This window comes from Mesorhizobium sp. M7D.F.Ca.US.004.03.1.1, from assembly GCF_003998635.1.
Classification (GTDB): Bacteria; Pseudomonadota; Alphaproteobacteria; order Rhizobiales; family Rhizobiaceae; genus Mesorhizobium; species Mesorhizobium loti.
The window spans coordinates 1-10,789 of the sequence record NZ_RZQG01000111.1 but is presented as its reverse complement, the minus strand read 5'-3'; the positions used below and the strand labels follow the sequence as shown (position 1 = coordinate 10,789).

Sequence of the window (10,789 nt, the reverse complement as noted above, 5' to 3'; positions counted from 1 at the left end):
GCCTTCGAGGCGGCGGCTCGGGCCGGCAGCCTGGCCGACGCCGCCGAAGAACTGCTGATTTCGAGTTCCGCCGTCAGCCATCAGATCAAGTCGCTGGAGACCTTTGTCAGCGCCAGGCTTTTCCTGCGCGAGCAGACCGGCCTGAAGCTCACCGAGATCGGTGAAAAATATCTGGAAGGGCTGGGCGACGCGCTGGACCGCATCGAGGCGAGCACACTGTCGGTGATGCAGGACACCAAGAATGGCGGGTTGACCATCCATCTGTTCCAGTCGCTGGCGCAGATGTGGCTGATCCCGCAGCTGGACGATTTCCTGTCGTCCAACCCCGAGATCACCGTCAAGCTGATCACCAAGCCGGACGACATCGAATTCTCCGGCTCCAGCATCGACATCGACATTCGCTATGCCATGACGGCGCCGGCGGAACACATGTGCGAGAAGCTGATCGACGAGGTTATCGCGCCGGTCGTCTCGCCGGACTATCTGCGTCACAACGGGCCGATCGAGACGCCGGAGGACCTGATTGGGCGGCGGCTGATCGGCTGCGAATACGTGCCGCATGAATGGGATTTCTGGTTCGAGAAAATGGGCGTTGCGGGCTCGAACCAGGTGCCGAAACTGATGTTCGATTCCCGCTCGCACGCCTTGCTTGCCGCAAGCGAAGGCATGGGCGTGGCGATGAACCGCCGACCTTATGGCGATCTCCTGCTGAAGCGCGGCTCGCTGATCGCCCCCTTTGCCGAGGACGTGCCAACCGGCGGCGCCTATTACTTCATCGCACCGAAGCGCTCGGCCGGTCTCGCCCGCGTCAAGCATTTCAAGGCCTGGCTGCTGTCGCTCAGTACCAGCCTTCGCAGCGACTGACGGGCTTTCGCCACCGGTCGAAATCAATTCATCCGCAGCGAAATTTTATTCGATTGAGACGCTTTGGACGTGCCCCTAGGGTCGCCATGAAAAGCGGGGCGATCTTGCGAAACGGCGGTCAGATACTCATCAGCGCTCTGTTGCAAAACAGCTGCAAGGCCGTCTTCGGCGTGCCGGGCGAAAGCTATCTGACCGCGCTCGATGCGCTGTGGCAGCGCGCCAATCTGATCCGCTACATCACCTGTCGCCACGAGGGCGGCGCCTGCTTCATGGCGGGCGCCTACGCCGACGCCACCGGCGAGCCGGGCGTCTGTTTCGTCACCCGTGGCCCGGGCGCGATGAACGCCGCGATCGGCCTGCATGCGGCCTATCAAGGATCGACGCCGCTCATCCTTCTGGTCGGACAGATTTCGACCGCGCACCGTGACCGCGAAGCCTTCCAGGAACTCGACTATCGCCGCGTCTTTGGGCCGATGTGCAAGTGGGTGGCGGAAATCGATCACCCGTCGCGCATCCCCGAATACGTCAACCGGGCCTGGCGAACTGCGATCTCCGGCCGCCCCGGCCCTGTCGTTCTGGTCCTGCCGGAAGACATGCTCAAGGCCGAATGCGACACGCCGGACCTGAAACCGGCGATGGCGACGCCCGTCGCGCCGCTGGCCGCCGACATGGCCGCGATCGAAACCATGCTGGCACGCGCCAAGCGGCCACTGCTGTTGCTTGGCGGCGCCAACTGGACGCAAGCCGGCCATGACGCCATCATCCGGGCAGCTGAAAACTTCAGCCTTCCCGTCGCCGTCGGCTTCCGCCGCCAGGGCCTGTTTCCACACGATCATCCAAACTACATCGGCAACCTTGGTTTCGGCGGCGCGCCGATGCCCAACGACTATTGCCGGCAAGCTGACCTCATCCTTGCCGTCGGATCCCGGCTGGGTGACGGCACGACGCTGAAATTCTCGCTGATACCATCGCCCGTTGCGCACTGCCGGCTGGTGCACGTGCATCCCGGCGCCGAGGAGCTTGGCCGGCTCTATCAGGCCGATCTTCTGGTACAGGCCGACCCCAATGCCTTTGCTGTTGCCCTGGCGGCCCTGGCGGCCATCGCGGCACCCGGCGGCACTCCAGGGCGCGCCGCGATCCGGGCCTTGGCAAGGCAGCGCTACCTGGCCATGCTCGACCTTGCCGTGCAGCCCGGCCCCGTCGACATGGGCGCTGTCATGCGGTTCCTGAGCCAGCGGCTGCCGGCCGATGCCTTCATGACCACGGGTGCCGGCAATGCCTCCGACTGGCCCAACATCCACTTCCGCTATCGCCGGTTTCGCGGCGCGCTGGCGCCGGTGTGCGGCGCCATGGGCTTTGGCGTGCCGGCAGCGGTTGCCGCCAAGATCGCCGATCCAGATGCGCCGGCCATCTATATCGGGGGTGACGGCGACTTCCTGATGAACGGCCAGGAGTTCGCCACCGCGATCCAGTACGGTCTCGATCCGATCTTCATCGTCGTCGACAACCGTTCCTACGGCACCATCCGCATGCACCAGGAACGCGCCTTTCCCGGCCGCAATTCCGGCACCGGCCTCACCAATCCGGAGTTCGCAACCGTGGCGATCGGCTATGGCGGCCATGGTGAAACGGTGGAAGCGACCGACGATTTCGAGCCGGCGTTCGAACGCGCTCTGGCCAGCGGCAAGGCGGCGGTCATCCACGTCAAGGTCGGCGCCGATCACCTTGGCCCGAATATGACGGTGTCCGCCTTGAACAGCCGGCGCACCGTCAGGCAGCGTCTGTCGAATTGAATGTGGGAGGTTTTAACGTGACCAGCTTTTCCGAGTTTGCCGGCAGCCTGACATACGACGCCATTCCCGAAGCGATGCGCGCCGTGCTGAGGCGCAGTTTTGCCGATACGCTTGGCGTGGCGGCGGTGGGTTCGACGACGGAGATATCGTCGATCACCAAGACAATCGCCGATCGGCTGTGGCGTTCGTCGCCCGAAATCGCGGCCCGGATGATCTTCGACGGGCGCCCGGTCAGCCCAGCGGGTGCGGCCTTTGCCGGCGCCTTCACGATCGATTCCATCGATGGGCATGACACCACTAGCCCTTGCAAGGGCCATGCCGGCTCGGCGGTGTTTCCGGCCCTGCTCGCCGTTGCGGATTCGCTCAGGGCCTCGGGCGCCGCACTCTCCGGCGAAGAGCTGATGGTTGCGCTGGCCATCGCCTATGAGGTTTCCTACCGCGCCGGGCTGACCCTGCACGGCACCGTGCCCGACTATCACACCTCCGGGGCGTGGACCGCGGTCGGCGTGGCGGCCGGAGTGTCCCGGCTGCTGCGGCTCAGCCAGGAGCAGACGCGCCATGCCGCGGGGATTGCCGAATACCACGGTCCGCGCAGCCAGATGATGCGCTGCATCGATTTCCCGACCATGCTGCGCGACGGCGTCGGCTGGGGCGCGCCGTCCGGCGTCATGGCGGCCTATATGGCGGAACTCGGCTTCACCGGGGCACCGGCGATCACAGCCGAAGGCAAAGCCGCCGCACCCTGGTGGAGCGATCTCGGCCAAGCCTGGCGCGTCGTCGAGGATACCTCGTACAAACCCTATCCGGTCTGCCGTTGGGCCCATCCATCGATCGATGCCGCACGCGACCTGATGCGTGACAACAGGCTTTCCAGCGAGGATGTCGCGCGCGTGCGCATCCAGACCTTCCACTATGCGGTGCGGCTTGCCGGCCACAATCCGAAGACGCTGGACGAGATGAGCTATTCGATCGCGTTCCCGGTCGCGACGATGATCGTGCGCGGCAAGATCGGACCGCAGGAGCTGCTGCCGCAAGTTCTGCAGGACGAAGAGATCCGTCGCATTTCCAACGCCACCGAATTGGTGGAGACCGAGCACTATACCCGCATCAGCGTCGGCAAGCGCTGGGCCGACGTGACGCTCTACCTGAAGGACGGACGCGAAATCATGTCGGAGCCGCGCACGCCGAAAGGTGATCGCGACAACCCGATGAGCGACGACGAGTTTCACCAGAAATATGCGACTTTCACCGACGGGCTGATCGGCAAGGACCGGGCCAACGAGATGGAAGCGATGGCGCTGTCCTTCGACGCCCTGGACAGCCAAGGGCTTGGCCGGCTGATCGATCTGGCCGTCGCGCCTCTCGACCGCTGAAGCCTGCCAGGGCACGGACAATCGCTATCGCGGCGCCGGACGGAATTATTCTCAGCCGGCGCTGAATCCTTTTCGATCCCATCGCGCCGGCCAATGTCTACGATGAACCAACAAGGCCGCTGCAATCAACAGCGCATCAGGGATTGAAACCAAGGGGAGAACGCAATGACAATGTTCAAGAGCAATGGCGGCCGCATTCCTGATTTCGTCACGGCGATGGCCGAGAGCGCCAAGGCAGGCGCGGTCGACCGGCGCGAGTTCCTGGCGATCGCCAGTGCATTCGGCGCAACGACCGCAGCCGCCTACGCAATGCTTGGCCTCGCCGCGCCGACGGTTGCGCGGGCCGAGGAGCCGAAAAAGGGCGGCGTGCTGAAAGTCGCGACCAGCGTCAAGGAACAGAAGGATCCGCGGACCTATGACTGGTCGGAAATGGCCAACGTCACTCGGCAAACGCTGGAACCGCTGGTCAAATACACCAACGAATTCACCTTCAAGCCGATCCTGCTTGAAAGCTGGGAAATCAACGACGACGCCACCGAATACACGCTCAAGGTTCGCCAGGGCGTCACATGGAACAATGGCGACGATTTCAACGCCGACGACGTGGTCTTCAACCTGACGCGCTGGTGCGACAAGTCGGCCGAGGGCAATTCGATGGCGGCACGCATGGGCGCGCTCATCGATGCCAAGACCGGCAAGCTGCTTGCTGGCGCCATCGTCAAGGTCGACGACTACACGATCAAGCTGAAGCTGCCGGACTCCGACATCTCGATCATCGCCGGCTTCTCCGATTATCCGGCGCTGGTCGTCCACCGCGACTATGAGAAGATGGGCAGCAATTTCGTGAAGAATCCGATCGGCACCGGACCGTTCGAACTGGTGTCCTACGATGTCGGCTCGAAAGTCGTGCTGAAGCGCCGCGTCAACGGCAAATGGTGGGGCGGCGAGGCGCATCTCGATGGCATCGAGTTCATCGACTACGGCACCGAGGCCAACGCGATGATCAGCGCCTTCGAATCCGGCGAGGTCAACACCAACTACGAGACGACAGCGGACTATGTCTCCATCCTCGACAAGATGGGCTTGGTCAAGCATGAGGTGGTGACGGCCAACACCATCGTGGCGCGCACCAACGTCAACAACAAGCCTTACGACGACCAGAAGGTGCGCCAGGCGATCCAGCTTGCCGTCGACAATGCGACCGTGCTGAAGCTTGGCTATGGCGATGCCGGCACGCTCGGCGAAAACCATCACGTCTGCGCCATCCATCCCGAATATGCCGAGCTGCCAAAAGTGTCGCGAGACATCGCCAAGGCCAAGGCCTTGATGACCGAGGCCGGCCAGATGGAGTTCGAGCACGAACTGATCGGGCTCGACCAAGACTGGCACAAGAACACCGCCGATTCGATCGCAGCCCAGCTCCGCGAGGCCGGCTTCAAGATCAAGCGCACGGTCCTGCCGGGTTCCACCTTCTGGAACGACTGGACGAAATACCCGTTCTCGATGACCAACTGGAACATGCGCCCGCTCGGCGTGCAGGTCATCGCGCTCGCCTATCGCACCGGCGAATCATGGAATGAGTCCGCCTATTCCAACAAGGAACTGGACGAGAAGATCGCCAAGGCGCTGACCGTCGCCGACGTCGACAAGCGGCGCGAACTGATGGTCGACATCGAGAATATCCTGCAGAGCTCGGGTATCATCATCCAGCCCTATTGGCGCAAGATTTACAACCACTCGACGAAGTCGGTGAAGAACTACGGCATCCACCCGACCTTCGAACAGAATTTCGAGAATGTCTGGTTGGACGAAAGCGCCTGAACGAAGATCATGCGATGGGTCGGGAGACGATACCGGATCGTCTTCCGACCTGATCTTCCAAGTCATCTCAAGTGATCTGCAGGGATCGAACGACAGCTCAGCTGGCGATCCGCTTGCCGCTTTTGCGTTTGCTGCTCCTCGCCTCCAGCACCTTCTCCACCTGCCGCTTCAGCTCGTCCTTGATATCGACCGTCTCGTTCATCAAGGCGTCGATCTTCAGGAAATCGAGCACGCGGAACTTTGATACAGCCGGGCGGACCAGGATGTCGGGTCGGGATTGCTTCAGCTTGTTGGCGATGATCGACTGCATCATCAGCTGTGTCGCGCCGAACATCAGATCGACGGAGGTCGGCTGTTTGCGGTCGACCTCTTCCGGCGCGCCGACCACGTCGACGCCGATGATGATGTCGGCATCGTTTTCGATCAGGTCGAACGGCACGGGGTTGTAGATGCCGCCGTCGATCAGCAGCCTGCCGTCGCGCGTCACGGGACGGAACACGGCGGGTATGGCCGCTGACGCTGCAAGTGCGGAGTGCAAATCGCCGTCGTCGAACACGGCGAGCTTGTGGCCGAAATAGTCTGTCGCCGTTACCTTGAGCGGGATCTTGAGTTCGGCAAAGGTTTCGGGGATGGCCTCGGGCAGAAAGGCCTTCAGGATGCGCTCGACATTGAACTGGCTGACGCGGATACCGCCCTGCATGGCTTCGGCGATCGTGCCAGGCCGTGCCCGCCACATGCGGCTCGCCACTTCGGCGCGGCGGCCGAGGATCGAGCGGGCATAGTCGTGGATGTCCTTGCCGGTCATGCCGGCGGCCATGCCAGCACCCATGATGGCGCCGATCGACGAGCCGGCAATGGCCACCGGCCTGATGCCCAGTTCGTCAAGCGCCTCGATGACATGGATATGCGCCAACCCACGCGCGCCGCCGCCGCCGAAGGCAATGCCAAACGTCGGGCTCATCCCTTGCCGGCTCCGACCAGTTTCGGTCCTATGACCATGATGGTCGGCTCGGCCGACAGCAGCTTCTTCGCCGCCGCCTTGACCTGATCGAGCGTCACCGCGTTGATGTAGCCGGCGCGGCGCTGCATGTAGTCGATGCCGAGATCGTCGAGCTGCAGCTCGACCAAAGTCGAGGCAATGGAACTCGACGAGTCCAGATTGTTGATGGCATAGGCGCCGGTCAAATATTTCTTGGTTGCCGCCAACTCCGCTTCGGTCGGGCCTTGCTCGGCCAGTTGCTTGACCACGTCGCGGACGATGCCCAGCGTCTCGGCCGCCCGGTCCGACCGCGTCCCGGTGCTGACGATCAGCGCGCTGGCGTGGTCCTGGTTGATCAGCGAGGAGTTGACGCTGTAGGCCAGCCCGCGCTTTTCGCGCACCTCCTGGAACAGGCGCGAGGTGAAGGTGCCGCCGCCGAGAATCTCGTTCATCAGCACGGCGGGAAAGAAATCCGGCGCCTTGCGCTTCACGCCGGGAAAAGCGAGCTGCAGGGAGGTCTGCGGCAGGTCGTAGTCGACCTCGACATGCTGCGCCAGCTTTGGGTCGATGTCGGCCACGGGGGCGAGCGCCTGGTTTTGCGGCAGGTCGCCGAACACCATGTCGAGCTTCTTCTTGAGCGTCTCGGGGTCGATGGCGCCGACGACGGCGACATGCAACCCACCACGCGCGAACACCGCTTTGTGAAAGGCTTTCAGATCATCCGGCGTGATGGTGGCTATGCTCTCCTTGGTGCCCTGATCGGAGCGGGAATAGGGATGGTCGCCATAGAGGGCGCGCGCCCATTTGCTCTGCGCGACCGTGTCGGGATCGTTCTCGCCGGCGATGATGCCGGACAGGACCTGGGCGCGGATGCGGTCGATAGGCGCCTGGTCGAAGCGCGGCTGGTTGACCGCGAGCCGCAACAGCTCGAACGCCTCGTCGCGCTGCTCGGCCAGCATGCGCATGGAGCCGTAGATGCCGTCGCGGCTTTCGTCGAAACTCATCTCGGCGCCGGCATCGTCGAGCTTGATCTGGAAGCCTTCCGAGTCGAGCGGGCCGGCGCCTTCGTCGAACAGACCGGTCATCAGGTTGGCCAACCCTTCCTTGCCCGGCGGATCCTGCGTCGAGCCGCCGCCGAAGACGAAGCGGATGGCGACGATCGGCACGGAATAGTCCTCCACCAGCCAGGCGGTGATGCCTTTTGGCGAGGTGACGGACTGGATGTCCATGGCGCGCGCCGTGAGTGCGGGCAGGATCAGGAAGAGGATGGAGAGGAAAAGGGTTGCGAGGGGCGCGCGTGCGCGTATTGCGTTCGTGCTCTTCATCATCAATTCCCCGCCTGTTGCTGCGGCAAGAGATAGCCGGTCGTCGACCGGGCGAGCACCAGATAGCGCGCGGCGACGGCCTTGACCTCGTCTGTCGTGACCTTGCGGATACGGTCCGGCCATTGCTGGACGTCCTGCACATTGCCGCCGGTGGCCAGCGTCGAGCCGTAGATGTTGGCCATCGAATCCTGCTTGTCGCGGGCAAAGATCATCGACCTGACATAGCGGTCCTTGGCCTTTTCCAGCTCCGAAGGCGTGACGCCATCCCTGACGATGCGTGCCACTTCGGCATCGACCGCCGCTTCGACGTCGGAGATTTTGGCATCGCCGCGCGGCGCGCCGTAGATGGTGAAATTGGTGTCGTCGAGCATCGTGCCCTGGAAAAAGGCGCCGGCGCTGGATGCGATGCCTTGCTGGACGACGAGCGCCTGGTAGAGCCGGCTGCGATTGCCGCCGCCGAGGATTTCCGCCAGCAGGTCGAGCGCTTCCGCCTCGCCCGGCTTGCCCGAATGATAGGATGGCACCACCCACTGCGTGGAAAAGCTCGGCACGCTGACGCGGGCATCGGCGAGCGTCACCGTGCGCTTGGTGTTCTGCTCCGGTTCGACCGGGCGGATGCGGGGCGGCAGATCGGGGCCGCGCGCCACCTTGCCATAGGTCTTTTCGGCCAGCGCCCGTACCGTGTCCGGCTCGACATCGCCGGCCACGATCAGCACAGCGTTGTTGGGCCGGTAGTATTTGTCATAGAAGGCGGTCGCGTCGGTGCGGTTCAGCTGCTGCATCTCCTGCATCCAGCCGATAACCGGAATGCGATAGGGCTGGTTCTGCCACAGCGTGGCATCGACCTCCTCGTCCAGCACGGCCTCGGGATTGTTGTCGATGCGCGAGCGGCGCTCCTCGAGGATGACATCGCGCTCGGTCTTGATGACATCGTCGGTGAGGATGAGGTTGCGCATGCGGTCGGCCTCGAAGCTCATCATCAGCTCGAGCGCGGACGGCGCCACCGTCTCGTGGAAGGCCGTGTAGTCGTAAGAGGTGAAGGCGTTGTTGGAGCCGCCGATATCGGAGATAGCGCGGTCGAACTCGCCCGCCGCATGGTGGGTCGTCGCCTTGAACATCAGATGCTCGAAGAAATGCGCGATGCCCGATTTGCCCGGCGGCTCGTCGGCGCTGCCGATCTTGTACCACACCATATGGGTGACGATCGGTGCACGATGGTCGGGAATGACGACGACCTCCATGCCGTTGTCGAGCAGGAAATCCGTCACCTTGAACGCGTCCGGCGCGCTCTCGGCCAGCGCCGAACCGGTGATCGTGAAAGCCAGCGACGTCGCCAGCAGCGTTGCGCGCAGCCATTCAGCCTTGGATGTCATCAATGGCTCCGGTTTTCTTGGCAGGACGATAGGCAGGGTCTGGACGACAAGCAAAGTGAATTGTTGGTCATGTTGCCGGCAAAGGCGGCGGCAAAGAGGCCGGCCGTGGATGCCTGGCTATGGATGGAGCGCGTATCAGGCCGCCTCGATGAAGCGGATGACGGTCTCGCCATAGTTGCGTTCGTCCAGCACGGCAAAGCCGGGGCCTGGTTCGAAGGGCGCCACCGCGGCCTCCTCGACCACACACAGCGCGCCGGGGCGGAGCCAGCCACCGGCTTTCGCCGACTGCAGCGCGCGCTCGCCAAGGCCCTTGCCATAGGGCGGGTCGGCGAAGACGAGACCGAACGGCGACAGCGTGCCGGCCTCACCGAGGCCGGTAGCGTCGCGGCGAAAGATCTTGGTGCGGCCGGTCAGGCCGAAGGCCTCGACATTGTCGCGGATCAGGCCTCGGCCTTCCGCCGATTCTTCGATGAAGACGCCGTAGGAAGCACCGCGCGACAGCGCTTCGAGCCCGAGCGCGCCGGTGCCGGCGAACAGGTCGAGCACGCGCGCGCCGTCCAATTGCTCGGCAAAACGATGCGCCAGCACGTTGAAGACCGCCTCGCGGGTGCGATCGGTCGTCGGACGGATGGCGCTTGAGCGAGGCGTCGCCAAGGGACGCCCACGAAACTCACCGCCGACGATTCTCATCTCGCTTTAGGCCTCATCTCGTTCTGGGACCTTTGGGACCACTGCGCGGCCGCTCGCCGCCAGCACCGCCCGGACGCTCGCCGCGCGGCTTGCCGAACGGCTTTGCACCGGCGGGTTTGCCATAGGACGGCTTGAACGACGCCTTGCGCGCCTTGGCGTCGGCCGCCTTGGCGGCGTCGGCTTCTGCCCTGCCCTTGCCGATCGGCCGTGCGCCCGGCGCCATCCAGACATTGGCCTTGCGCTGGCCGGGCGGCTCGATCGGCCGTTGCTCGCGCTCGGATTTCTTGCCGCCGCCCGGCTTACCGCCAAAAGCACCACGAGGCTTGTCGCCGAAGCCGCCGCGCGGCTTGTCGCCAAAATTGCCGCGGGGTTTGTCGCCAAAGCTGCGTTCGGGCCGCGGACCGCGCTCGCCAAAGCTCTTCTCAGATCCCGCGCTTCTGTCGGGGCTTGTCGACAGCTTGCCCAGCGCTTCGTCGCGACTGCCTTCGCGGCGTTTGCGGTTCTTGATCAACCCGCCCTCGCCGATCGGACGGCGCTCGCCGTCACGGGTGAATTTCGGCCGTTCCGGCTC

General features: G+C 63.9%; 8 protein-coding genes and 1 pseudogene. 4 read left to right on the top strand and 5 right to left on the bottom strand.

Going from position 1 to position 10,789, the window contains the following annotated elements:
• The 4 genes from EN935_RS09570 to EN935_RS09555 form a co-directional block, all read left to right on the top strand.
• The coding region (locus tag EN935_RS09570) for a LysR substrate-binding domain-containing protein (protein WP_127373289.1) at positions 1-864 on the top strand (864 nt) is incomplete at its 5' end.
• 86 nt (positions 865-950) lie between these two features.
• A complete protein-coding gene (locus tag EN935_RS09565) occupies positions 951-2,657 on the top strand; it encodes a thiamine pyrophosphate-dependent enzyme (RefSeq protein ID WP_127265171.1) in 1,707 nt (568 codons plus the stop codon).
• A 17-nt stretch (positions 2,658-2,674) separates the two neighbouring features.
• Positions 2,675-4,030 carry an MmgE/PrpD family protein gene (locus EN935_RS09560; RefSeq protein WP_127265172.1) on the top strand — a complete coding sequence of 452 codons (1,356 nt, stop codon included), beginning with the start codon at positions 2,675-2,677 and terminating at the stop codon, positions 4,028-4,030.
• Positions 4,031-4,195: 165 nt separating this feature from the next.
• The gene (locus EN935_RS09555) at positions 4,196-5,851 is read left to right on the top strand and encodes an ABC transporter substrate-binding protein (RefSeq protein WP_127373288.1); all 1,656 of its coding nucleotides are present in this window, start codon (positions 4,196-4,198) and stop codon (positions 5,849-5,851) included.
• A 97-nt stretch (positions 5,852-5,948) separates the two neighbouring features.
• Here EN935_RS09555 and EN935_RS09550 read toward each other — a convergent pair whose 3' ends face one another.
• The 5 genes and pseudogenes from EN935_RS09550 to EN935_RS09530 form a co-directional block, all read right to left on the bottom strand.
• Entirely contained in the window at positions 5,949-6,812 is an 864-nt protein-coding gene (locus tag EN935_RS09550; protein ID WP_109663126.1) for a patatin-like phospholipase family protein, read from the bottom strand.
• Positions 6,809-8,158: a pitrilysin family protein gene (locus EN935_RS09545; RefSeq protein ID WP_127263222.1), complete on the bottom strand. Its 1,350-nt coding sequence runs from the start codon at positions 8,156-8,158 to the stop codon at positions 6,809-6,811. Before EN935_RS09545 ends, EN935_RS09550 begins: the two co-directional genes overlap by 4 nt.
• Positions 8,158-9,528: a pitrilysin family protein gene (locus tag EN935_RS09540; RefSeq protein ID WP_127263223.1), complete on the bottom strand. Its 1,371-nt coding sequence runs from the start codon at positions 9,526-9,528 to the stop codon at positions 8,158-8,160. Before EN935_RS09540 ends, EN935_RS09545 begins: the two co-directional genes overlap by 1 nt.
• A 135-nt stretch (positions 9,529-9,663) precedes the next feature.
• The gene (gene rsmD, locus EN935_RS09535) at positions 9,664-10,218 is read right to left on the bottom strand and encodes a 16S rRNA (guanine(966)-N(2))-methyltransferase RsmD (RefSeq protein ID WP_109663119.1); all 555 of its coding nucleotides are present in this window, start codon (positions 10,216-10,218) and stop codon (positions 9,664-9,666) included.
• Positions 10,219-10,231: 13 nt separating this feature from the next.
• A pseudogene (locus EN935_RS09530) lies at positions 10,232-10,789 on the bottom strand (RNA pseudouridine synthase); the annotation flags it as partial.

What these genes read in the sequence shown, in the direction of transcription:
- EN935_RS09565 (WP_127265171.1), top strand. Translation starts at nt 951, where the DNA reads ATGAAAAGCGGGGCGATCTTGCGAAACGGCGGTCAGATACTCATCAGC.
- EN935_RS09555 (WP_127373288.1), top strand. Translation starts at nt 4,196, where the DNA reads ATGACAATGTTCAAGAGCAATGGCGGCCGCATTCCTGATTTCGTCACG.
- EN935_RS09550 (WP_109663126.1), bottom strand. Translation starts at nt 6,812, where the DNA reads ATGAGCCCGACGTTTGGCATTGCCTTCGGCGGCGGCGGCGCGCGTGGG.
- EN935_RS09545 (WP_127263222.1), bottom strand. Translation starts at nt 8,158, where the DNA reads ATGATGAAGAGCACGAACGCAATACGCGCACGCGCGCCCCTCGCAACC.
- EN935_RS09540 (WP_127263223.1), bottom strand. Translation starts at nt 9,528, where the DNA reads ATGACATCCAAGGCTGAATGGCTGCGCGCAACGCTGCTGGCGACGTCG.
- rsmD (WP_109663119.1), bottom strand. Translation starts at nt 10,218, where the DNA reads ATGAGAATCGTCGGCGGTGAGTTTCGTGGGCGTCCCTTGGCGACGCCT.